This is a genomic window from Pseudomonas gingeri (assembly GCF_013386115.1).
Taxonomy (GTDB): Bacteria; Pseudomonadota; Gammaproteobacteria; order Pseudomonadales; family Pseudomonadaceae; genus Aquipseudomonas; species Aquipseudomonas gingeri.
Window position 1 is genome coordinate 497354 of sequence record NZ_JACAOR010000014.1, and the last position, 23160, is coordinate 520513.

The 23160-nt window shown below is 65.2% G+C and carries 23 protein-coding genes; 16 read left to right on the top strand and 7 right to left on the bottom strand.

Annotation, left to right across the window (positions count from 1 at the left end):
* Nucleotides 1–5: 5 nt before the first annotated feature.
* Together HX881_RS29010 and HX881_RS29015 are read left to right on the top strand one after the other, a co-directional pair.
* Nucleotides 6–1424, top strand: coding sequence for a Y-family DNA polymerase (locus tag HX881_RS29010; protein WP_177087972.1), 1419 nt, complete (start codon nt 6–8; stop codon nt 1422–1424).
* On the top strand, nt 1421–4501 hold the full coding sequence (locus HX881_RS29015) for an error-prone DNA polymerase (RefSeq protein WP_177087974.1): 3081 nt from the start codon (nt 1421–1423) through the stop codon (nt 4499–4501). Before HX881_RS29010 ends, HX881_RS29015 begins: the two co-directional genes overlap by 4 nt.
* Before the next feature lie 16 nt (nt 4502–4517).
* Here the strand turns inward: HX881_RS29015 and HX881_RS29020 are convergent, their stop codons facing one another.
* The gene (locus HX881_RS29020) at nt 4518–4742 is read right to left on the bottom strand and encodes a YgdI/YgdR family lipoprotein (RefSeq protein WP_017125301.1); all 225 of its coding nucleotides are present in this window, start codon (nt 4740–4742) and stop codon (nt 4518–4520) included.
* A gap of 157 nt (nt 4743–4899) precedes the next feature.
* Between HX881_RS29020 and HX881_RS29025 the strand changes: the two genes are divergently transcribed.
* Together HX881_RS29025 and HX881_RS29030 are read left to right on the top strand one after the other, a co-directional pair.
* The gene (locus tag HX881_RS29025; protein WP_177087976.1) at nt 4900–5598 is read left to right on the top strand and encodes a glutathione S-transferase N-terminal domain-containing protein; all 699 of its coding nucleotides are present in this window, start codon (nt 4900–4902) and stop codon (nt 5596–5598) included.
* Between the two features lie 211 nt (nt 5599–5809).
* Nucleotides 5810–6397, top strand: a complete 588-nt coding sequence (locus tag HX881_RS29030; protein WP_177087978.1) for a hydrolase — start codon at nt 5810–5812, stop codon at nt 6395–6397.
* On the opposite strand, the gene HX881_RS29035 is transcribed toward HX881_RS29030, so the two are convergent.
* Nucleotides 6398–7237, bottom strand: a complete 840-nt coding sequence (locus HX881_RS29035) for an NAD-dependent protein deacetylase (RefSeq protein WP_177087980.1) — start codon at nt 7235–7237, stop codon at nt 6398–6400.
* A 190-nt stretch (nt 7238–7427) separates the two neighbouring features.
* Between HX881_RS29035 and HX881_RS29040 the strand changes: the two genes are divergently transcribed.
* Nucleotides 7428–7886: a GNAT family N-acetyltransferase gene (locus HX881_RS29040; RefSeq protein WP_177087981.1), complete on the top strand. Its 459-nt coding sequence runs from the start codon at nt 7428–7430 to the stop codon at nt 7884–7886.
* Between the two features lie 11 nt (nt 7887–7897).
* On the opposite strand, the gene HX881_RS29045 is transcribed toward HX881_RS29040, so the two are convergent.
* Both HX881_RS29045 and HX881_RS29050 read right to left on the bottom strand, forming a co-directional pair.
* Nucleotides 7898–8242: an FKBP-type peptidyl-prolyl cis-trans isomerase gene (locus HX881_RS29045; RefSeq protein WP_017125307.1), complete on the bottom strand. Its 345-nt coding sequence runs from the start codon at nt 8240–8242 to the stop codon at nt 7898–7900.
* Nucleotides 8239–8724 (bottom strand): RrF2 family transcriptional regulator, encoded by a 486-nt coding sequence (locus HX881_RS29050; protein WP_017125308.1) that lies wholly within the window; start codon nt 8722–8724, stop codon nt 8239–8241. The genes HX881_RS29045 and HX881_RS29050 overlap by 4 nt, the downstream gene beginning before the upstream one ends.
* 141 nt (nt 8725–8865) lie before the next feature.
* Between HX881_RS29050 and HX881_RS29055 the strand changes: the two genes are divergently transcribed.
* From HX881_RS29055 to HX881_RS29080, 6 genes are all read left to right on the top strand, one after another.
* A complete protein-coding gene (locus HX881_RS29055; protein ID WP_177087983.1) occupies nt 8866–9771 on the top strand; it encodes an NAD(P)/FAD-dependent oxidoreductase in 906 nt (301 codons plus the stop codon).
* Between the two features lie 127 nt (nt 9772–9898).
* Nucleotides 9899–10918 (top strand): branched-chain amino acid aminotransferase, encoded by a 1020-nt coding sequence (locus tag HX881_RS29060; protein WP_017125310.1) that lies wholly within the window; start codon nt 9899–9901, stop codon nt 10916–10918.
* 210 nt (nt 10919–11128) lie between these two features.
* On the top strand, nt 11129–11722 hold the full coding sequence (locus HX881_RS29065; RefSeq protein ID WP_017125311.1) for a LemA family protein: 594 nt from the start codon (nt 11129–11131) through the stop codon (nt 11720–11722).
* A 24-nt stretch (nt 11723–11746) separates the two neighbouring features.
* Nucleotides 11747–13660, top strand: coding sequence for a M48 family metallopeptidase (locus HX881_RS29070; RefSeq protein WP_177087985.1), 1914 nt, complete (start codon nt 11747–11749; stop codon nt 13658–13660).
* Nucleotides 13657–14163: a GNAT family N-acetyltransferase gene (locus HX881_RS29075; protein ID WP_177087987.1), complete on the top strand. Its 507-nt coding sequence runs from the start codon at nt 13657–13659 to the stop codon at nt 14161–14163. Before HX881_RS29070 ends, HX881_RS29075 begins: the two co-directional genes overlap by 4 nt.
* Nucleotides 14164–14275: 112 nt before the next feature.
* Entirely contained in the window at nt 14276–15181 is a 906-nt protein-coding gene (locus HX881_RS29080; protein ID WP_017125313.1) for a LysR family transcriptional regulator, read from the top strand.
* Between the two features lie 25 nt (nt 15182–15206).
* Here the strand turns inward: HX881_RS29080 and HX881_RS29085 are convergent, their stop codons facing one another.
* From HX881_RS29085 to HX881_RS29095, 3 genes are all read right to left on the bottom strand, one after another.
* Nucleotides 15207–15977 carry a substrate-binding domain-containing protein gene (locus HX881_RS29085; protein WP_177087989.1) on the bottom strand — a complete coding sequence of 257 codons (771 nt, stop codon included), beginning with the start codon at nt 15975–15977 and terminating at the stop codon, nt 15207–15209.
* 46 nt (nt 15978–16023) lie between these two features.
* Nucleotides 16024–17322 carry an MFS transporter gene (gene tcuC, locus HX881_RS29090; RefSeq protein ID WP_017125315.1) on the bottom strand — a complete coding sequence of 433 codons (1299 nt, stop codon included), beginning with the start codon at nt 17320–17322 and terminating at the stop codon, nt 16024–16026.
* Between the two features lie 164 nt (nt 17323–17486).
* Nucleotides 17487–18389 carry a LysR family transcriptional regulator gene (locus HX881_RS29095; protein ID WP_017125316.1) on the bottom strand — a complete coding sequence of 301 codons (903 nt, stop codon included), beginning with the start codon at nt 18387–18389 and terminating at the stop codon, nt 17487–17489.
* A gap of 106 nt (nt 18390–18495) precedes the next feature.
* On the opposite strand from HX881_RS29095, the gene HX881_RS29100 reads away from it, so the two are divergent.
* The 5 genes from HX881_RS29100 to dmpH are packed head-to-tail and all read left to right on the top strand — an operon-like array spanning nt 18496 to nt 23149.
* Nucleotides 18496–19359, top strand: a complete 864-nt coding sequence (locus tag HX881_RS29100) for a VOC family protein (protein WP_017125317.1) — start codon at nt 18496–18498, stop codon at nt 19357–19359.
* A complete protein-coding gene (locus HX881_RS29105; protein WP_177087991.1) occupies nt 19356–20075 on the top strand; it encodes a class II aldolase/adducin family protein in 720 nt (239 codons plus the stop codon). Before HX881_RS29100 ends, HX881_RS29105 begins: the two co-directional genes overlap by 4 nt.
* Before the next feature lie 11 nt (nt 20076–20086).
* Nucleotides 20087–21547 (top strand): 2-hydroxymuconic semialdehyde dehydrogenase, encoded by a 1461-nt coding sequence (locus HX881_RS29110; RefSeq protein ID WP_177088120.1) that lies wholly within the window; start codon nt 20087–20089, stop codon nt 21545–21547.
* 8 nt (nt 21548–21555) lie between these two features.
* Nucleotides 21556–22338: a 2-oxopent-4-enoate hydratase gene (dmpE, locus tag HX881_RS29115; protein WP_017125320.1), complete on the top strand. Its 783-nt coding sequence runs from the start codon at nt 21556–21558 to the stop codon at nt 22336–22338.
* 10 nt (nt 22339–22348) lie between these two features.
* Nucleotides 22349–23149, top strand: coding sequence for a 2-oxo-3-hexenedioate decarboxylase (gene dmpH / locus HX881_RS29120; RefSeq protein WP_017125321.1), 801 nt, complete (start codon nt 22349–22351; stop codon nt 23147–23149).
* Nucleotides 23150–23160: the final 11 nt, after the last annotated feature.

Sequence of the window (23160 nt, forward strand, 5' to 3'; positions counted from 1 at the left end):
TTGGCATGCGCTGGGTTTGCATTGTATTTCCGCAATTGGCCCTGGACGGTGTGCTACGGCGGACCGCCGAGCCCGATGCACCGCTGGCGCTGCTGAGCGGTTCGCCGCAACGACGGATCGTGCAGGCGGTGAACGCCTCGGCCCGGGCCCTGGGTCTGCGTCCGGGCCAGTCGCTGACCGCCGCCCATGCCCTGACCAAGGCCTTTGCCAGCGCTGAATACGACCCCGCGCAAATCGAGCAGTGGCAACAGTTGCTCGCTGCCTGGGCCTATCGCTTCAGCTCCCAGGTCAGCCTGCGTTATCCCCGTGCCCTGTTGTTCGAAATCGAGTCCAGCCTTGGCCTGTTCGGGCCCTGGCCGCGCCTGGAAGCGCGCTTGCGCGAGGAGTTGACGGCGCTGGGGTTTCGTCACCGGATCGTGGTCGCGCCCCATCCGGCGGCGGCCCGGGTCCTGGCCAATGCCTACGATGGCCTGGCCCTGGCGGACGACAGCGCCTTGCGCCAGGCCCTGGGACCGATGCCCATCGACCGGGTCGGGCTGGCGAAGGAGGCGGCCACGGCCCTGACGCGCATGGGCCTGCGCACCCTGGACCAGGTCCTGGCCTTGCCCCGGCACAGTCTGGCCCGGCGCTTCGACGCGGCATTGCTCAAGCACCTCGATACCTTGCTCGGCGAGCGACCGCTGGCCCTGGCGTTCTACCTGCCGCCGGATCGCTTCGCAGCGCGGATCGAGCTGAATTTCGACGTGACCTCGCACCAGGCGTTGCTGTTTCCCCTGCGCCGCCTGACCGGCGATCTGGCGGCGTTTCTCTGCGGGCGTGACAGCGGTGTGCAGCGTTTCGAACTGATCCTGGAGCATGCCGGGGTGGCGGACACGCGGATCAAGGTCGGCCTGCTGAGTGCCGAACGTGACCCGGCGATGCTGTTCGAACTGGCCCGCGGGCGGCTGGAGCAGGTCCAGGTGGAGTCGCCGGTGCGCGGCTTTCGCCTGGAGGCCGAAGACCTGCCGGCCTTTGTCCCGCAGCACCGCGAACTCTTCGATGAGCGCGCGCAGCAAACCTTGCCCTGGGAGCAATTGCGCGAACGCCTGCGCGCCCGGCTTGGCGACGAGGCGGTGCAGGGCCTGCGCTTCCATGCCGATCACCGCCCCGAGTGCGCCTGGCAGCCGCTGGCGGCGACCACACCGGGACCGTTGGCCGCGACCGGGCCGCTGCGTCCCGGCTGGTTGCTCAAGGAGCCGATGCCACTGCCCGAGCAGGCGGCGAGGGTCCTGCTGGGGCCGGAACGGATCGAGTCGGGCTGGTGGGACGGCGCCGATGTGCGTCGTGACTATTACCTGGTCGAGACCCGGACCGGGCGACACGCCTGGGCCTATCGCCCGGTGGGGGACAGCGGCCCGTTGCTGCTGCAGGGCTGGTTCGCATGAGTGAGGCCTACGCCGAGCTGCATTGCCTGTCGAACTTCACTTTTCAGCGCGGCGCCTCCAGTGCCCGGGAGTTGTTCGAACGGGCCAGGGAGCAGGGTTATCAAGCCCTGGCGATCACCGACGAATGCACCCTGGCGGGGATCGTCCGGGCCTGGCAGGCCGCGCAGGCGTGCGAGCTGCCGTTGATCATCGGCAGCGAGTTGCAGATCGACAACGGGCCACGGGTGGTACTGCTGGTGGAGAACCTGGCGGGCTACCAGGCCCTGTGTCGACTGATCACCCTGGCCCGGCGTCGCGCGGAAAAAGGCAGCTATCGCCTGCTGCGGACGGATTTCGAAGAGGAACTGCCGGGATTGCTGGCGTTGTGGCTACCCGGACGGGGCATCGCCGAAAGCGATGGCCGCTGGTTGCGCGAACGTTTTCCCGAGCGCCTGTGGCTGGCCGTGGAACTGCATTGCGGCCAGGACGATGAGCGCTACCTGGCGCGGCTGCTGGCGGTGGCCGCCGAGCTGGCGATTCCCGCCGTGGCCAGTGGCGATGTGCATATGCATGTGCGGGCCCGTCGTGCCCTGCAGGACACCATGACCGCCATTCGCCTGCATACCCGCGTCGCCGATGCCGGGCAGCAACTGCATCCCAATGGCGAGCGCCACCTGCGCAGCCTCGAAGTCCTGCGGGGGATTTATCCGCCGGCCCTGCTGGCCGAAACCGGAGTCATTGCCCGGCGTTGCGGCTTCGACCTGGGTCAGTTGCAGTACCAGTATCCCCGTGAGCTGGTGCCGCAGGGGCAGACCCCGACCACCTGGCTGCGCCAACTGACGGAGGAGGGCATCCAGCGCCGTTGGCCCGAAGGTATCAGCGACCAGGGCCGAGCGCTGATCGAGAAAGAGCTGAAGCTGATCGCCGAACTGGAGTACGACAGTTATTTCCTCACGGTGGCGGATATCGTCCGCTTCGCCCGCGACCAGGGCATTCTCTGCCAGGGGCGCGGTTCGGCGGCGAACTCGGTGGTGTGTTATGCCCTGGGCGTCACCGAGCTGAACCCGGATCGCACCAACATGCTGTTCGAGCGCTTTCTGTCCCGTGAGCGCAACGAGCCGCCGGATATCGATATCGACTTCGAACACGATCGCCGCGAAGAAGTGCTGCAATACGTGTTCCGCCGTTATGGCCGTGGCCGCGCGGCCCTGACCGCGGTGGTCAGCACCTACCATGGCGCCGGTGCGGTGCGCGATGTGGCCAAGGCCCTGGGGCTGCCGCCGGACCAGGTCAATGCCCTGGCCGATGCCTGCGGCCACTGGAGCGATGAGCCACCGGCAGCCGAGCGCCTGCGCGAAAGCGGTTTCGATCCGGACAGTCCGGTGCTGCGCCGGGTGCTGGCGCTGACCCGGCAACTGATCGGCTTTCCCCGGCACCTGTCCCAGCATCCGGGCGGTTTCGTGATTTCCGAGCAGCCCCTGGACACCCTGGTGCCGGTGGAAAACGCCGCCATGGCCGAGCGGACGATTATCCAGTGGGACAAGGATGACCTGGACAAGGTCGGGCTGCTCAAGGTCGATGTCCTCGCCCTGGGCATGCTCAGCGCGCTGCGCCGCTGCTTCGACCTGGTACAGCAGTACCGTGGCGGGCCGCGCTGGACCCTGGCGAGCATCCCGGCGGACGACCCGTCGACCTACGCGATGATCGGCCGGGCCGACACCATCGGCGTGTTCCAGATCGAGTCGCGGGCGCAGATGTCGATGCTGCCGCGCCTCAAACCGAAGAATTTCTACGACCTGGTGATCGAAGTGGCGATTGTCCGTCCGGGGCCGATCCAGGGCGGTATGGTGCATCCGTACCTGCGCCGGCGGGACGAGAAGGAACCCACGACCTATCCGTCGCCGGAGCTCAAGGAAGTGCTGGAGCGAACCCTGGGGGTGCCGCTGTTCCAGGAACAGGTGATGCAGATCGCGGTGGTGGCGGCGAACTACACGCCGGGCGAGGCCGATCAGTTGCGCCGTTCCATGGCGGCCTGGAAGCGCCATGGCGGGCTTGAACCGCATCGCCAGCGGCTGGCCGAGGGCATGGCAAGCAATGGTTATCCGCCGGAATTCGCCGCGCAGATCTTCGAACAGATCAAGGGCTTTGGCAGTTACGGTTTTCCCGAGTCCCATGCCGCCAGCTTTGCCTTGCTGACCTACGCCAGTTGCTGGCTCAAGTGCCATGAGCCGGCGGCCTTCGCCTGTGCGTTGATCAACAGCTGGCCGATGGGGTTCTACAGCCCGGACCAGATCCTCCAGGATGCCCGCCGTCACCAGTTGCAGATCCGCCCGGTGGATGTCCGCGCCAGTACCTGGGACTGTAGCCTGGAACCGGCTGAAGGTACGCAGCCGGCGTTGCGCCTGGGCCTGCGGATGATTCGCGGGTTTCGCGCGGAGGATGCGCAGCGGATCGAAGCGGCTCGCTGCCTGGGGGCTTTCGCGGATATCGCCGACCTCGGCGAGCGGGCCCGGCTCGATACCCGCGCCCAGGAACTGCTGGCCGATGCCGGCGCCTTGCGTGGCCTGGCGGGCAACCGTTATCGGGCGCGCTGGGAAGTGGCCGGGGTCGAGGCGCAACTGGGGTTGTTCGCCGGGGTGTCGAGGGCCGCCGAAAGCCCGGTGGCCTTGCCGTGCCCGAGTGTCGGCGAGGACCTGCAAGCCGATTACGCCAGCCTGGGCACCACCCTCGGGCCGCATCCGCTGGCACTGTTGCGTGGGCAACTGCAGGCCCTGCGCTGTCGCAGTTCGCGGGAGTTGCAGGCGCTCGGGCACGGCCGGCCGGTGAGCATCGTCGGCCTGGTCACCGGCCGCCAGCGACCGGGCACCGCCAGTGGCGTGACCTTCGTGACCCTCGAAGACGAGTTCGGCAACGTCAATGTGGTGGTCTGGCGCGACCTGGCCGAACGCCAGCGGCAGGTGCTGGTGGGCTCACAACTGCTGAGGGTCGACGGGCGCCTGGAAACCGAAGGCGAGGTGCGCCATGTGATTGCCGGGCGCCTGAGCGACCTGAGTCCGATGTTGGCGGACATTACCGTGCGCAGTCGGGACTTTCGCTGAGGCCCGGGACTCGGAGTCAGTCTTGCGGCTTGACCGTCGCGACCTCGGATGCCTTGACCCGAATCACCTTGCCGGAAATATCCTCGAACTCGTAGAAGCCATCGGCGGAGTGGGTTTTCGGGGTGTCCTTGGTCACGTACTGGGTGCCGTTCTGCAAGGTCACCACGGTGGGTGTCGAACAGCCCGCCAGGGCCAGGAAGGTGGCTGCCAGTAGCGGCAGGCCGAACAATTTCAGGTTCATGTCAGTCTCCTTGAAACAATGGTTTATTGTCCGTATGGCAAAAGTGTCGTGTCAAACGAGGTGAGCACGCTCGTTGGCTATGCCTATAATCAGGGCCCGGACGGGTGGCTTGTCCTGACCCGTTGCCGCATTCCCTGCCGCTTGCTGGAAGCTTTCCATGACCGATCTTTCGTCGTTTGCCATCACGCAAAAATGGCCCGCTCAACATCCAGACCGTCTCCAGCTGTATTCGTTGCCTACGCCCAACGGCGTCAAGGTGTCGATCCTGCTCGAAGAGCTGGGCCTGCCCTACGAACCGCACCTGGTGAGTTTCTCCACCAATGACCAGTTGAGCCCGGAATTCATCGCGCTGAACCCCAACAACAAGATTCCGGCGATCATCGATCCGAACGGCCCCGGCGGCCAGCCGCTGCCGTTGTTCGAGTCCGGCGCGATCCTGATCTACCTGGCCGAAAAGACCGGGAAGTTCATGTCCCTGGACCCGGCCACCCGTTATGAAACCATCCAGTGGGTGATGTTCCAGATGGGGGGGATCGGGCCGATGTTCGGCCAGCTCGGTTTCTTCAACAAGTTTGCCGGCAAGGATTACGAAGACAAGCGCCCGCGCGACCGCTATGTGGCCGAGAGCAAGCGCCTGCTGGCGGTACTCGACCAGCGCCTGGAGAACCGTCGCTGGATCATGGGCGACGACTACAGCATCGCCGATATCGCCACCTTCCCGTGGATCCGCAACCTGATCGGTTTCTACGAGGCCGGCGACCTGGTGGGCATCCAGGACTTCACCCATGTCACCCGCGCGCTGGAGCAATTCCTTGCCCGGCCGGCGGTGGTGAAAGGGTTGACCATTCCGGGCTGACCGAGACGTACGGGGGCTCCGGCCTTGCTGCCGGGGCCTTGCGGCTGATTGCGCCGGGCCAATAATGAAAATTTTTTTACTTGCGAACGGCGCGAGCGCTCTCGCATCCTGAGGGGGATACCCGCCTCATTGCGCCTGTCTCCCCGACTTTCGCGCTGGTGTCGCCCGCGATCCGGCGTCCGGGCATCAGGAAACTCATCAGGAACTACTCATGTCGCTCGATCTCGATCCCCGTACCTGTGCCCTTGTGATCATCGATCTGCAGCAGGGCATCATGGCCTTGCCCGTCGCGCCCCATGCTCCGCAGGCCGTTGCCGAACGCGCGGCGCGGCTCGGCGAGCACCTGACCCAGGCCGGTGGCCTGGTGGTCGCCGTGCGCGTGGCGTTCGCCAGCGACTATGCCGACAAACCCAACCAGCCGGTGGACATGCCGATGGCCGTGCCGCCCGGTGGCCTGCCCGAGCAGTGGGCCGTCCTCGACCCCTCGATTGCCGCCTTGAACGCCCCGGTACAGATCACCAAGCACAGCTGGAGCGCCTTCTACGGCACCGAACTGGACCTGCAACTGCGCCGTCGCGGGATCAGCACGGTGATCGTCTGCGGGATCGCCAGCAACTCCGGCGTCGAGTCCACTGCCCGCGATGCCTGGCACCACAACTATGCGGTGCTGGTGGCCGAGGATGCCTGCGCCGGCCTGGGCGAGGACACCCACAGGTTCTCCATGGAGAAGGTCATGCCGCGCATTGCCCGGGTCCGTTCGACCCAGGCGCTGATCGAGGCGCTGCCGATCCGTTGCTGATCAGCCCAGGCGCTCGACCAGCAGTGGCAGCAACTGTTCGCAGGAGGCTTCGAACTTGAAGTCGAGCAGGTCGTCGGCGCGGGTCTTGCCCAGGTTGATGGCGATCAGCGGCTTGCCGCGCTCGGCGATCAGCTTGCACAGGCGGAAGGCCGAATAGGCCATCAGCGACGAACCGATCACCAGCAGGCCGGCGGCCTGTTCGGCGCTCGCCAGGGCCCGTGCGGCGGTGAGCGGGGCGACGTTTTCACCAAAGAACACCACGTCGGGTTTCAGCCGGTCGCCGCCGCATTGCGGGCAGTGGGGCACCTGGAAACGCGATTCGAATGCGGCGTCCAGCAGGGTGTCGCCATCGGGCGCCTGGACCGCCTCGACCTGCGCCAGGTAAGGGTTCTGGGCTTCCAGGGTGAGCTGGACGGCATCGCGCTCCAGACGGTTGCCGCAATCCAGGCAGAGCACCTTGTGCAGGCTGCCATGCAACTCGATCACCTCGTGACTGCCGGCCTGGTCATGCAGGGTGTCGACATTCTGCGTGATCAGGCCGCTGAGATGGCGTTGTCCCTGCAGGCTGGCGAGGGCCCGGTGGGCGGCATTCGGCCGGGCCATGCGCACCCGTGGCCAGCCGAGCATGGCCCGGGCCCAGTAGCGGCGGCGGGCCTGGGGCGAGCCGAGGAACTCCTGGATCATCATCGGCGCCTTGCCCCGGCGCACGCCGTCGCTGTCGCGGTAGTCCGGGATGCCGGAAGAGGTACTGATACCGGCACCGGTCAGCACCAGCAACGGTTGTTCGGCCATCAGCGGCAAAAGCGTTTCCAGGGCCGCGCTGACCTGTGGGTCGGGCATGGGAGATCTCCACTATCGAAAGGTTGGCACGCTGGGGGCATCCACGGGGATCCCGGGCCTCGGCATATGTGCAGCCCAAGGATAGCCACAGGATTTCTCCAGGAACAAGGTCGCTTTCGATCGGCGCCCTTGCAGCCGCACCGCAGACACGTAGGATAGGACCTTGACGAAAGGACTCGAGGCCAGCCCCATGCCATGCAGCATCCGCATTGCCCGTGACGAGGATGCCGAAGCCATCAGCCAGGTGATTATCCAGGCGCTACGCCAGAGCAACGCCGCGGACTACCCGGCGCAGGTGATCGCCCGGGTCGAGCTGAACTTCGGCCCGCAGGATGTGCGCAGCCTGCTGGGCATGCGCACGGTACTGGTGGCGCAGGCGGGAGAGCGGATCGTCGGCACCGCCAGTCTCGATGGCGAGGTGGTGCGCACGGTGTTCGTGGCGCCCGATCTCCAGGGCCGCGGAGTGGGCCAGGCCTTGATGGACGAGGTGGTCCGCTATGCCGTGGAAGCAGGTGTGAGCCTGTTGAAGGTGCCTTCGACCGTGACCGCCGAAGGCTTTTATGCGCGGCTGGGATTCCAGGCCGTGGGCGATACCTGGCACGGCGAGGAGCGCACCATCGTCATGGAGCGGCGCTTGGCGGCGTCCTAGGTCAGACCGGCTCAGTCATCCCGGGTCAGCACTTCCAGCAACTCGATCTCAAAGGTCAGGTCGGCGCCGGGGGCGACGCGCGAGCCCATGCCGCGTTCACCGTAGGCCAGGTGCGCCGGCACGAACAGTTGGCGCTTGCCGCCGACTTTCATGCCCATCAGGCCGATATCCCAGCCCTTGATCACCCGTCCGGTGCCGATCACGCACTGGAACGGCTTGCCACGGGAATGGGACGAGTCGAACTCGCTGCCATCGGCGAGCGTGCCGCGATAGTGGGTCGTGATCAACGCGCCCTTGACCACGGCCTTGCCGTCGCCTTCCAGCAGGTCGGTCACCTGCAATTGAGTGTCTGTCATGACTTCTCCAGGGCCGGTAGCCCATGAATGATTTCCAGGTCGGGGTTTTCCAGGCGTTTCTGCGCCAGGCGCCGTTCGAAATCGCTCGCCAGCTCGGCCAGGGTCACTTGCCCGAGGCGTTGGACCAGCAGCGCCTCGGCTTCCTGCAGCACATCGGTCAGCCGCGCATTGACCGCCTGTTCCACCAGGCACTGCGGCTCTTCCTTCGCCAGGCCCATGGCGAACACCTCGGGTGCGCCGAGGGCGCGGTGGATGTCGAGCAGGGTGATTTCGCTCAGGGGCCGGGCCAGGGTCCAGCCGCCGCCGTGACCCTTTTCCGAATGCACGTAACCGTGATCGCGCAGGCCGGCCATGGTCCGGCGTACCACCACCGGATTGGTGCGCAGCATCTGCGCGATGGTCTCGGAGGTGGTGCGCTGGTCGTGCTGGTCCATGTGGATCAGCACGTGGAGCATGCGGGAAAGGCGGCTGTCGTTGCGCATGGGAGCGTTTCGCTGGGGAAAAAACACCGCGCACGTATAGCAAAAACCACCGTCTGTAACAAGACGAGTTACAGGAGTTGACGAACGCTCTTTATGTAACTTATAAAGTTTCGTGAGTTCAATCGACGAGGAGTTCTGCCCATGTCTCATTTCATCGTGGTGGTGGGGGCCAGCTTTGCCGGGTTGTCGGCGGCCATGCAGCTGGCCCGGGCCCGTCAGCGGGTATTGCTGGTGGATTCGGGCCGGCCGCGTAACCGGTTCGCGACGACGGCCCACGGTTTTCTTGGCCAGGATGGCCGCTCACCCCAGGCGATTCGCGATGAGGCGCTGCGGCAACTGCTGCGTTACCCGACTGTCGAGTTCGTCGAAGGCGAGGTGGTCTCGGCCCGGCAGGTCGATAGCGGATTTGCCGTGGTGCTGGCCGATGGCCGGGAGGAGAGGGCGGCGCGGCTGGTCCTGGCCACCGGTCTGCACGACGAGTTGCCGGCGATTCCCGGCTTGCCGGAGCGTTGGGGCAAGACCGTGCTGCATTGCCCGTACTGCCATGGCTATGAAGTGCGTGACCGTGCCCTGGGGGTACTGGCCACCATGCCGCTCTCCGCGCACCAGGCGAGCATGATCCCGGACTGGGGACCGACGGTGTATTTCACCCAGGGCCTCCACGAGCCGGATGCCGGGCAACTGGCCCTGCTGCAGGCGCGCGGCGTGACGATCGAGCGGACCCCGGTGGTCGAGCTGCTCGGCCAGGCACCGACCCTGGAGGCGGTACGCTTGAGCGACGGGCGGCTGATCGAGGTGCAGGCATTGTTCACCGGGCCGAAAACCCGGATGGCCAGCCCCTTGGCCGAACAACTGGGTTGCGAGTTCGACGAAGGACCGAGCGGCCCTTATCTGCGGGTCGACGAACGTCAGCAGACCACAGTGCCGGGCGTGTTCGCCGCCGGCGACGCCGCCAGCCCGATGCACAATGCGACGTTCGCTTCGGCGGCCGGGGTCATGGCCGGTGTCTGTGCCCACCAGTCGTTGCTGGGCGAGGACCGCGCATAAACGCATGTAGGACATGCACGTCGTCCAGGCTGCGATTTCCTGCCCGAATAGAGTATTGTGGTTACCTGCGAAAAAAATGTCATAAGCCCGGGATATCCGGGCGGTTATCAGATGATTAGAGGGTGCCATGGGTCAGGAAAGCATTAACTGGGACAAGCTGGGTTTCGATTACATCAAGACCGACAAGCGCTATCTGTCGTATTTCCGTAACGGCGAGTGGGACAACGGTTCGCTGACCGAAGACAACGTCCTGCACATCAGCGAAGGCTCGACCGCGCTGCATTACGGCCAGCAATGTTTCGAAGGCTTGAAGGCCTACCGTTGCAAGGATGGCTCGATCAACCTGTTCCGGCCTGACCAGAACGCCGCGCGCATGCAGCGCAGCTGTGCCCGCCTGCTGATGCCGGCGCCGTCGACCGAAGCCTTTATCGAAGCCTGCAAGCAGGTGGTCAAGGCCAACGAGCGTTTCATTCCTCCCTACGGCACCGGCGGTGCCCTGTACCTGCGTCCGTTCGTGATCGGCGTGGGCGACAATATCGGCGTGCGTACCGCGCCGGAGTTCATCTTCTCGGTGTTCTGCATCCCGGTGGGCCCTTACTTCAAGGGCGGCATGAAGCCGCACAACTTCGCGATTTCCAGCTATGACCGCGCGGCGCCCCAGGGTACCGGCGCGGCCAAGGTCGGTGGCAACTACGCGGCCAGCCTGATGCCGGGTGCCGAAGCCAAGAAGCGCGGCTTTGCCGACAGTATCTACCTGGACCCGTTGACTCATTCGAAGATCGAGGAAGTGGGTTCGGCCAACTTCTTCGGCATCACCGCCAACAATGAATTCGTCACGCCGAAGTCGCCTTCGGTGCTGCCAGGCATTACCCGCCTGTCGTTGATCGAGCTGGCGCAATCGCGCCTGGGTCTGAAGGTGGTCGAAGGCGACGTGCTGATCGACAAGATCGCCGATTTCACCGAAGCCGGTGCCTGCGGTACCGCTGCGGTGATCACGCCGATCGGCGGGATCGAGTACAACGGCAAGCTGCACGTGTTCCACAGCGAGACCGAAGTCGGGCCTGTGACCCAGCGCCTGTACAAGGAGCTGACGGGCGTGCAGACCGGTGACGTCGAGGCGCCGGCAGGCTGGATCGTCAAGGTCTGATCGGCTGACAGCGGCTTCAGGCAAGGCCCGGGATGAGCGATCGTCCCGGGCCTTTTGTTTGAACGATGGTCGGGGGGATATCCGGATTCAGCGTTGTGCTGCCGGCCGCCTTCGTGGGCGAGCCCACTCCCACAGGGTTTGTGTGCGCTCCATCGGGCGTTTTACGCTAACATCGCCCACCACCCCGCAAATGCAGATAAGGACATCGCCATGGTCTCCACCCTGATCCTCCTGGCCATCATCGCCATCGTGGTCTTCTACGTCATCGGCATCTACAACAAGCTGGTGACCCTGCGTAACCGTTTCAAGAACGCCTTCGCCCAGATCGAAGTCCAGCTCAAGCGCCGCCACGACCTGATCCCCAACCTGGTGGAAACCGCCAAGGGCTACATGGCCCACGAGCGTGACACCCTGGAAGCGGTGATCAATGCGCGCAACCAGGCCGTGACCGGTCTCAAGGCCGCCGCGGCCCAGCCGGGCGACGCGGGCAGCATGGCCCGGCTGGGCAGCGCCGAAGGCCTGCTCAACAGTGCCCTGGGGCGCCTGAACGTGACCCTCGAAGCCTACCCGGACCTCAAGGCTTCCGAGAACATGCAACAACTCAGCGAAGAGCTGAGCAGCACCGAAAACAAGGTGGCCTTCGCCCGCCAGGCCTTCAATGACTCGGTGATGGAATACAACACCTACAAGCAGACCTTCCCGCCGGTATTCTTCGCCGCGAAGTTTGGTCATGGGGCCGACGCCAGCCTGCTGGAGTTTGCCGACAGCGCCGAGATCCAGGCCGCCCCCAAGGTGTCGTTCTAATCAGTTTTACCCACGGACGACCCGATGAATTTCTTTGAACACCAGGACCGCGCCCGGCGTCAGACCGGACGCCTGGTCCTGCTGATGGCGCTGGCGGTCACCTGCCTGGTTGCCCTGACCAGCCTCGCCCTGACGCTGATCTGGCATTTCTATGGCGAGCCTTCGAGCCGGCGTGGCACGCCGCTGCTGGATCCTTCGCTGGTCGGCGTCGTGGCGCTGGTGGTGATCGCCGTGGTGCTGGGTGGCAGCCTGTACAAGCGCGTGCAGTTGAACGCCGGCGGCAAGGTGGTCGCCGAGAGCCTGGGCGGTCGCCTGATCAACCTCTCGCCGCAGAACTTCGAGGAACGCCGCCTGCTCAATGTCGTCGAGGAAATGGCCCTGGCCTCGGGCACGCCGGTGCCCTCGGTGTATGTCCTCGACGATATCGGTATCAACGCCTTCGCCGCCGGCCTGAGTCCCAAGGACGCGGTGATCGGCGTGACCCGTGGCGCCATCGGCCTGCTCAGCCGTGAAGAGTTGCAGGGCGTGATCGCCCATGAGTTCAGTCATATCTACAACGGCGACATGCGCCTCAACATGCGCCTGATCGCCTTGCTCCACGGCATCCTGCTGATCGGCCTGATCGGGCACTGGGTGTTGCGCAGCGATTCGAGCTCGCGCAGTTCTTCCTCGGACAGCAGCAAGGGCGTGATGCTCAAGTATGTCCTCGGCCTGACATTGCTGGTGCTCGGTTATGCCGGGACGTTTTTCGGCAACCTGATCAAGGCCGCGGTCAGTCGCCAGCGGGAGTTCCTGGCCGATGCCTCGGCGGTGCAGTTCACCCGCAACCCCGACAGTATCGGCGGGGCCCTGAAGAAGATCGGCGGCCACGCGGCCGGTTCGCAGTTGCAGGCCTCGAACGCCGCCGAATTCAGCCATCTGTATTTCGGTGCGGGGATCAAGGCGACCCTGGACGGCCTGTTCGCCACCCATCCGCCGCTGGCGGAGCGCATTCGTCGGGTCGAGCCGGGTTGGGACGGGCGCTACCCCGAGGTGGGAGCCTTGCCGGTAGCCGACAGCACGGCAGCGGACCCGACCGCCCAGTGGATGCAGTCTTCGCGCTCGACTGCCGCCGCAGCCTTCAGCGGCGGCGCCGTGACCGAGTCGATCGCGGCGATCGGCGACCCGGGCCTGGCGCATCTGCAAGTGGCCCAGGACACCCTGCAGGCCTTGCCCGAGTCGCTGAAACAGGCGGCCCACAGCAGCGAAGGGGCCCAGGCCCTGGTCTACGGCCTGCTGCTGGACCCGGTGGAATTCCTGCAACAACAGCAACTCGATCTGTTGCGCAAACATCTGAGCCCGACGCTGGCGAGCCACCTCGAGTCCCTGCGCGCTCCCTTGCGTGAACTGCCCCAGGGCCAGCGGCTGGCGCTGATCGACCTGGCGATCCCGGCGCTCAAGCAACTGGGCAAGAGCGAGTTTGCCGCGGTGAAGCAGAATATGGCGTTGCTGATCCGCGCCGATGACCGCGTCGAGCTGCTGGAGTGGACGCTGCTGCGCATCGTCGAGCGCAATGTCGAAGGGCTGCGTTCGGTGACCGGCAAATACCGCCTGGAGTCATTGGTCGATGAAGTGGCGGTGCTGCTGTCGTTTCTCAGCCGGGCAGGGCAGGCCGATCCCCGGCAAGCGGGCCTGGCCTATGCACATGGCTGCGCCGGGTTGCCGTTCGCCGCACCGGCGTTCGACAGCACAAGCGACCTGAAGGCGCTGGAAGCGGCCCTGCGCCGCCTCACCCAGTTGCTGCCGCTGCAGAAACCGCAGTTGCTCAAGGCCATGGCCCGCTGCATCGGCCATGACGGCCAGGTCACGGCCGCCGAAGCCGAGTTGATGCGCGCGGTGGCCGATATCCTCGATTGCCCGATGCCGCCGTTGCTGGCGGCGCAAGCGAGCCATCCATGACGGCCTTGCGGATACGTTCCGCCACTGCCGCGGACTGCGACCCCCTCAGTCACATCGCCGGCCGGACCTTTGCCCTGGCCTGTCCGGCCAGCACGCCGGCGCAGGCAATCGCCCGGCATATCGAAGAACAATTGCAGCCGGTGCATTTTCGCCAGTTGCTGCAACAGCCGGGAAAAATCCTCCTGGTGCTCGAACTGGACGGCCAGTTGATCGGCTATAGCCTGCTGACTCCCGAACCCGGGCCCGTTGGTATCGATGTGGCCGATGGGGCACAGGAGTTCACGCGCTGCTACGTGGTGCCGGAACAACACGGGTCGGGCGCTGCCGGGTTCCTCATGAGCGAATCCCTGAAGCTGCTGTCGGGGCCGGTACGCCTGAGCGTCAGCGAAGAAAACCCGCGGGCGATCCGCTTCTACGAGCGCCACGGCTTCCGCATTGTCGGCCGGACCACCTTCCAGTGCGGGAACGATGTGCAACGGGATTGGCTGATGCTTCGGAGTTGATGACGGACGATCGTTCCCACGCTCTGCGTGGGAACGATCGCTGGTGTTCTCTGCATCTATAACGACTACTCATGCGTTAAACTGATCAATCAGCATCCGATGAGTAAGTCCCGTGGCCATCAACTTCGATTTGAACGACCTGCAGGCCTTTCGCGCCGTGGTCGAGCAGGGCAGTTTTCGCAAGGCGGCCCAGGCCATCAATATCTCCCAACCGGCCCTGAGCCGACGCGTGGACAAGCTCGAAGAGGCTCTCGGGGTGCGCCTGTTCGAGCGTACCACCCGCCGGGTCAGCCTGACCCAGGTCGGTCGGGCCTTCGCGCCGACGGTGGAGCGGCTGCTGGACGACCTCGATGTCGCGCTGCTGGGCATCACCGATGTGGCCTCGACCCGGCTCGGCCATGTCACCGTGGCTTGCGTACCCTCGGCCGCCTATTACTTCATGCCGAAGGTGGTGGCGCACTATCATCGGCAATACCCGAAGATCAAGGTCAAGGTCCTCGACTCCAGCGCCAACGACGTACATGCCGCCGTGCTCAGCGGCGAGGCGGATTTCGGCCTGAGCTTCACCGGCAACCTGCAACCGGAAATCGAGTTCGAGTTATTGGTCGAGGAACGCTATGTCGTTGCCTGTCGCCGCGATCATCCGTTGGCCGGGCGGGCCAGTGTGACCTGGACCGAGTTGTACCAGCAGGACTACATCAGCCTCGACAAGACCTCGGGCAATCGTTTCCTGCTCGACCAGGCGCTGGTGGGGATCGAGGCGCAGAAGCCCGGGGTGTGCGAGACCCGGCATGTCACCACCATGATCGGCCTGGTGGAGGCCGGGTTGGGGATCGCGGCGGTGCCGACCATGGCGATGCCGGTGGCCGGCGAGCATCCGATTCTCACCAGCGTGCCGCTGGTCGAGCCGGAGGTGATGCGCAAGGTCGGCCTGCTCAAGCGCCGGGGCCGGGTGCTGACCCCGGCGGCGCTGGAGCTGGAGCGGCTGATCGTCGAGATGAAGGTCTCACACGTGTAGGTGCCGGCAAGCCGGCGCCCACTTGTCAATGCGCAATGGAGTCCAGGCCGGTGGCCTTCACGGTGGCCTGGGCCGCGGGCGCGGCGAGGTAGTCCAGCAGGGCCTTGGCCTGGACGGGATGCTCGGCGCCTACCGGAATACCGGCGGCAAACCGCGTCACCGACTGCACCGATTCCGGGATCTTGCCGACATAGGTCACCCCCGGCACCGGCAACAGTTCGCTGACCTGCTGGAAGCCCAGTTGATAGTCGCCGGTCGCGACCACCGAGGCCACCGGGATCTTCGGCACCATGGTCGCCTTGGGCTTGAGCTGCGCCTCGATGCCCAGGCGCTTGAACAACTGGTCCTGGATATACACGCCGCTAGCACTGTCGGAGTAGGCCACGGAGCTGGCCTTGAGCAGGGTGTCCTTGAGTTCCTGCTCGGTGCCGATGGCCGGCTTGGCGCTACCTTCGCGCACCACCAGGCCGATCCGCGAATCCGCCAGTTCGACCCGCGAACCGGGCACGACCTTGCCTTGCTTGATCAACTCGTCGAGGGCATAGCCGACCATGATCAGCACATCGGCCTTTTCACCGCGTTCCAGGCGATTGGGGATGGCTTCCGGTGCCTTGCCCATGGACGGGCCGAGGATGGTGTCGAGGGTGTTGCCGGTGTCGGCGGCGAATTTCGGGCCGAGCAGCTTGTAGGCGGCGGTAAAGCCGCCGGACGTCATCACGCGGATTTCCTCGGCCTGGGCCAGGCTGCCGAGGGCCAGGCTGCCGATCAGGGCGAGTTTCAGAAACACTGCTTTCATCGGATTTCTCTTATGGGTATCGAAAGGGCGGGATTGGATTCAGGACTTACAGCGCCGGTTGGAGCTGCATCCTGGCCTTGCGATAGAGAAACAGCGTCGCGCACAGCGCACAGAGCGCGGCGAAGCTCATCCAGTAGCCCGGCGCGGCCTTGTCTCCGGTGTACTGGATCAGCGCGGTGGAGATCGCCGGGGTGAAGCCACCGAATACCGCCGTGGCCAGGCTGTAGGCCAGGGAGAAACCGGCCACGCGGACTTCCGCCGGCATGATCTCGGTCAGGGCCGCGACCATCGCGCCGTTGTACATGCCGTAGAGGAACGAGAACCACAACAGCACCAGCAGCATGCTGGTGAAGGTCGGTGCCTGGACCAGCAGCGACAAGGCCGGATAGGCCGTGGCCAGGGTCAGGCCGGACATGGTCAGCAGCACCGGACGGCGGCCGATACGGTCGGAGAGGGCACCGCCCAGGGGCAGCCAGCAGAAGTTCGAGACACCCACCAGCAAGGTCACCAGCAGGCTGTCGGCGGTGCTCAGGTGCAGCACGGTCTTGCCGAAGGTCGGCGCGTATACGGTGATCAGGTAGAAGGCGGTGGTGGTCAGCGCGACCATCAGCATCCCGGCGACCACGATCACCCAGTTCTGCGCCAGGGTGTTGAACACCTCGCGCATGCCCGGACGGTGCTTGCGCTTGGCGAACTCTTCGGTTTCCGCCAGGTTGCGCCGCAGCAGGAAGATGAACGGCACGATCATGCAGCCGACCAGGAACGGGATGCGCCAGCCCCAGTCGGCGACCGTGCTGGCCGACATCCACTGGTTCAGGCCGTAACCCAGGGCGGCGGCGATGACCACGGCGACTTGCTGGCTGCAGGACTGCCAGGCGGTGAAGAAGCCCTTGCGACCTGGCGTGGCGATTTCCGACAGATAGACCGAGACGCCGCCCAGTTCGGCACCGGCGGAGAAACCCTGGAGCAGGCGGCCGATCAGGACCAGGGCCGGGGCCAGCAGGCCGATGCTTTCGTAGCCGGGCACCAGGACGATGAGGATGGTGCCGCTGGCCATGATCGACAGGGTGACGATCAGGCCCTTGCGCCGGCCGACGTCGTCGATATAGGCACCGAGGATCACCGCGCCCAGCGGGCGCATCAGGAAGCCGGCGCCGAACACGGCGAAGGTCATCATCAGCGAGGCGAACTCACTGCTGGCGGGGAAGAAGGCAGCGGCGATATAGGTGGCGTAGAAGCCGAACAGGAAGAAGTCGAATTGTTCGAGGAAGTTACCCGAGGTAACGCGAAATACCGCGCCCGCCTTGGCACGGGCAGAACTGGCGGTCGGTGTTGAGGCGTGCATCTTGAAGGTCTCCAGCGCTTTTATGGCCTGCATCGCAGTGCAGATTTTTATTGGCGGGGATACTGGAGCAGCCTTATAGATTTGATAAGTGCATTTTTAGAATGGATTGATGCGCACGGCAAATTAATACCAAATGTTTCTGCGGCCGCCCGGCCGCGGAAAGACTACTCCCCGGGCACGAACAGTTCGCGAACCGTCTGTCGCAACCACATATGCCGCGGGTCTTTCTGGAACCGTGCATGCCAGTGCTGCTTGAGGTCGTAGCTGGGAAAGTCGACCGGCGGCTCGATGGTCCTGACCGCCGAATCCTCGGCATACAGCCGGGCCACCGTGCGCGGCAGCACCACCACCAGGTCCGAGCGCTCGATGATGGCCGAGGTGCTCATGTAGTGGGACATCTGCAGCACGATATTGCGTTCCACCCCGAGCGCCGCCAGGTGACTTTCGTACATTTCCTGGCTGCGGCTGCCGTCGCGTACCTGCAGGTGTTCGAGGGCGCAGAAGTCCTCCAGCGACAGGCGCTCGTCCTTGATCGGATGGTCGCGGCGGATCAGGCACACCAGGTCGTGGGAGAACAATCGCTGCTGGTAGATGTTTGGTGCGTCGAGGTCGGGGAAATAGCCCAGCACCATGTCCACCCGGCCTTCGCGCAGGTGTTCGGCAAGGTCCCTGGGCGACAGGCCGAAGGTGCGGATCCGCGCCTTCGGGGCGACCTTGCGCAGGTGCTCGAACAGGGTCGGCAGGAACACCACTTCGCCGATTTCGCTGAGGCAGAAGGTGAACTCGTCGCTGCTGCGGGACGGATCGAAGGTCGGGTTGCTGAGGATATCGCGGTCGATGATATCGATCACTTCGCGGGTCCGCTCGATGATGCTCTGGGCCCGTGGCGTGGCTTCCATGCGGCTGCCGGAGCGAACGAACAGCGCATCCCCGAGGGAATGGCGCAGGCGCGAGAGGGCGGCGCTGACTGCCGGCTGGCTCATGCCCAGGTGCTGGGCGGCGATGGTGACATTGCCGGCTTCGTGGATCGCCAGCAGGACGCGAAGCAGGTTGAGGTCGGTGCGCATACTCTATAACCAAATCAAATAGTCTGAATAAACAGAATTAGCTTCGATTATTTAAGCCGGGGCGCGAGGATTGTGTCCAGACAAAAATAATACCGAGGCATCCCTCATGATCAATCTGCATGACATCCGCTACGTGCGTCTGGGCACGGCGGATATCGACCAGGCTCGCCAGTACGCCACACAGGTGCTCGGCTTGCAGGTCGCTCGCAGCGCCAATGGGGCGGTGTACTTCCGCTCCGACAGCCGCGACCACACCCTGTGCTACTACGAGGGTGATCCCACCGAAACCACTACCGCCTTTGAAATCAACTCCAGCGCCGAACTCGACCACGCCGCGCAACTGTTGGAAGACAACGGCTTTGCCGTCCGCCATGGCAGCCGCGAAGAAGCCGAGTTGCGCGCGGTCGCCGAGCTGATTCACTTCCGCGATCCCAGCGGCAACCAGATCGAACTGGTGCTTGCGCCCCATGCCTATGGCGGACGCTATTTCCCCTCGCGGGACGCCGGGATCACCGGTTTCAGCCATATCGGCCTGCGCACCACCAACGCCAGGCGCGACGAAGCGTTCTGGACCCAGCTGGCGAATGCCCGGGTCAGCGACCGGATTGGCGATGCGCCGCTGCTGCGCATCGATGAAGTGCACCACAAGATCGCCCTGTTTCCCTCGGCGCATCCAGGGGTTCAGCACATCAATCATCAGGTCGAGACCATCGACGACGTGATGCGCGCCTATTACTTCCTGCGCGAGCGCGGCATCAAGATCCTCTTCGGGCCGGGCCGGCATCCGACTTCCGGCGCGGTGTTCCTCTACTTCGAGGGGCCGGACGGCATGACCTACGAGTACTCCACCGGGGTCAGCCACATCGCCCCCGAGCAGGAGGCCACTCACCACCCACGGCAATTCCCGCTGGCCCTGAGCTCGTTCTGCGCCTGGGGCTCGAAGCCGGATATCCCGGAGTTCAAGTCATGAGCCGGCCGCCTGTCGCCACCCGCGCCCAGCAGATCGAACTGCGCATGGCCGCCCGGGCCCTGTCCCGGGCCGGCCTGGCCCATGCCTACGGGCACTGCAGCCTGCGCCTGGATGCCGGGCACTTCCTGGTCTGCGCCGCCAAGCCCATGGGCCTGATCGAGCCGGGCGAGGACGGCGTGGTGGTCGCCATCGACGCCGAACTGCCCGCCGGGGTGTTGGGGGAAGTGCGCATTCACCAGCAGATCTATCGGCGTCGGGCCGAGGTCGGCGCGGTGATCCGCAGCATGCCGGCCCAGGTGATGACCTTGTCCTGCGCCCGCCTGACCCCGCAATCGCGGCACGGCATGGGCGCGTATTTCCATTCCTCGATTCCATTGTGGGACGACCCGCAACTGCTGCGTGACGACTCCCAGGCCGCGGCCCTGGCCGAGCAACTGGCCGGCCATGCCGCGCTGGTGATGCGCGGCAACGGCGCGATCGTGGTCGGCGCTTCGCTGGTGGAGGCACTGACCCTCAACTGGTACCTGGAGGACGCCGCCCGTATCGAGCTGCAACTGCTGGCCGCAGGGCTCGCGGGGCCGCTGCTGAGTGCCGGGGAAACCGCGCGCCGGGCCACCAACTCGGGACGAATTTTCGAACGCATGTGGGACCACCTCACCGCCGGCGATGCCGAGGCGGCCATGTACCTACAAGATGGCTTACAAGAAGGAAACTGATCATGTCCAAACTGCCTCTGCGCGAGTTTCACAATTTCATCGGCAACCAGTGGGTCGAGGGTGTGCGCACCTTCGACAACCGCAACCCGGCCGACAACAGCCTGATCGGCCCGGTGCATGAAGCCGGCCAGGCCCAGGTGGATGCGGCGGTCAAGGCTGCCCGGGCGGCATTGACCGGGCCCTGGGGCAAATTGAGCGTGGCCCAGCGCGTGGCCTTGCTGCACAAGGTCGCCGAAGGCATCGAGCGGCGTGCCGAAGAATTCATTGCCGCGGAAATCGCCGATACCGGCAAGCCCTACGGGCTGGCCAGCCACCTGGATATTCCCCGTGGCGCGGCGAACTTCAAGGTGTTCGCCGACCTGATCAAGAACGTGCCCACCGAAAGCTTCACCATGGATACCCCGGACGGCGGCAAGGCGGTCAACTACGCGGTGCGTGCGCCGAGGGGCGTGATCGCGGTGGTCTGCCCGTGGAACCTACCGCTGCTGCTGATGACCTGGAAGGTCGGCCCGGCCCTGGCCTGTGGCAACACCGTGGTGGTCAAGCCATCGGAAGAAACCCCGGCCACCGCGACCCTGCTCGGTGAAGTGATGCGCGATGCCGGCGTGCCGGCCGGGGTCTACAACGTGGTCCATGGCTTTGGCGAGAACTCGGCCGGGGCCTTCCTGACGGCCCATCCAGAGGTCAATGGCATCACCTTTACCGGCGAAACCGGCACCGGCGAAATCATCATGAAGGCCGCGGCCAGGGGCCTGCGCCCGGTGTCGCTGGAGCTGGGCGGCAAGAACGCCGGTGTGGTCTTCGCCGATGCCGACCTGGACAAGGCGGTGGCCGGTATTGCCCGCTCGGCCTTTGAAAACAGCGGCCAGGTCTGCCTCGGCACCGAGCGGGTGTATGTCCAGCGGCCGTTGTTCGAACGCTTTGTCCAGGCGCTCAAGGCCAAGGTCGAGACCCTGCGCATCGGCGCCCCCCATGCCGAAGGCACCACCCTGGGCCCGCTGGTGTCCCTCGGGCATCGGGAAAAGGTCCTCGGCTACTACCGCCAGGCGGTGCGGGACGGCGCGACCGTGGTCAGCGGCGGCGGGATCCCGCCGATGCCGGCGGAACTGGCTGAAGGCGCCTGGATCCAGCCAACCATCTGGACCGGCCTGGCGGAAGACTCGGCGGTGATCCGCGAAGAAATCTTCGGCCCGTGCTGCCATATCGCGCCGTTCGACGATGAGGAAGAAGTGGTGCGGCTGGTCAACGCCACCCAATACGGCCTCGCCGCCAGCGTCTGGACCAGCAACCTGCAAGTCGCCCACCGCATGGGCGCGGCCCTGGATGTCGGCATCTGCTGGATCAACTCGTGGTTCCTGCGCGACCTGCGCACCGCCTTCGGCGGCGCCAAGCAGTCGGGCATCGGCCGCGAGGGGGGTGTGCACTCCCTGGAGTTCTACACCGAACTTCGCAATATCTGCGTTCGCTTGTGAGGCCGGCCATGAATTCCCTGTCTATCCAGCAACTCGGTACCGAGCTGCACCGTGCCTTGAGCGAGCGTGAGGCGATTGCCCCGCTGACCGAGCGCCATCCGCAACTGACCATCGAGGAGGCCTACCAGATCCAGCTGGCGATGATCCAGCCCCGGCTGGACGCGGGCGAGCGGGTCATCGGCAAGAAAATCGGGGTCACCAGCCAAGTGGTGATGGACATGCTTGGAGTGGACCAGCCGGACTTCGGCCATCTGCTCAGCGGCATGCTCCACGGCGATGGCGCATCCATCGCCTGCGCCGGCCTGATCGCGCCCAGGGCCGAGGGCGAAATCGCCTTCGTGCTCAAGGACGACCTGGTCGGTCCCGGAGTGACCCTGGCCGATGTGCTGCGGGCCACGGCCTATGTGATGCCCTGTTTCGAGATCGTCGACTCGCGGATTCGCGACTGGAAGATCCGTATCCAGGACACCGTCGCCGACAACGCTTCGGCCGGGGCCTTTGTCCTGGGCGATGCCGGTGTCGCGCCCCATGAGATCGACCTGGCCTGTGTCGGCATGACCCTGGAAAAGAACGGTGAAATCGTCGCCACCGGCGCCGGTGCCGCCGCGCTCGGGCACCCGGCCAATGCCGTGGTCTGGCTGGCCAACACCCTCGGACGCCTGGGCATCGGCCTCAAGCGCGGCGAGGTGATTCTCTCCGGTTCGCTGGCGGCCATGGTGCCGGTCAAGCCCGGCGACCAATTGCGCATGAGCCTCGGCGGTATCGGCTCGGCGTCCGTGCGTTTCGTATAAGGAAAAACAGATGAACCTGACAGCAGAGACCATTGCCGGCCTGGCCGAGCATCTGGAAAACGCCGAGCTGAACCGCGAAGCGGTGGCCAAGATCACTGACACCCACCCGGAGATGGACTGGGAAGACGCCTATGCGATCCAGGATGCGATCCGCCAGCGCAAGGAGGCCCGGGGTGTGCGCATCGTCGGCCTGAAAATGGGCCTGACCTCCTTTGCCAAGATGAAGCAGATGGGTGTCACCGATCCGATCCACGGCTTCCTCACCGACTACGGCTCGTGCATGGACGGGGCGGTGATCGATGTCGATTCGCTGATCCATCCCAAGGTCGAGGCGGAGATCGCCTTTGTCCTCAAGCACCCGCTCAAGGGGCCGGGTTGTCATGTCGGCGATGTGCTGGCGGCCACCGATTTCATCCTGCCGGCGGTGGAGGTGATCGACTCGCGCTACGAGAATTTCCGCTTCGACCTCAAGAGCGTGATCGCCGACAACACCTCGTCGGCACGCTTTGTCACCGGCGGCCAGTCGCGCAGTGTCAACGGCATCGACCTCAAGTGCCTGGGGGTGGTGCTGGAGAAGAACGGCGAAGTGGTCGCCACCGCGGCGGGCGCGGCGGTACTCGGGCACCCGGCGCAGAGCGTGGCGATGCTCGCCAATATGCTCGCGGCCCAGGGCCGTGAGTTGCCGGCCGGCTGCTTCATCATGACCGGCGGTGTCACCGAAGCCATCGCGGTGGCCGCGGGCGACCAGATCACCGTGCGTTACCAGCACCTGGGCAGCGTCTCGATGCGCTTCCAGTCGCAATCATCCTGAGGAGTCGGACC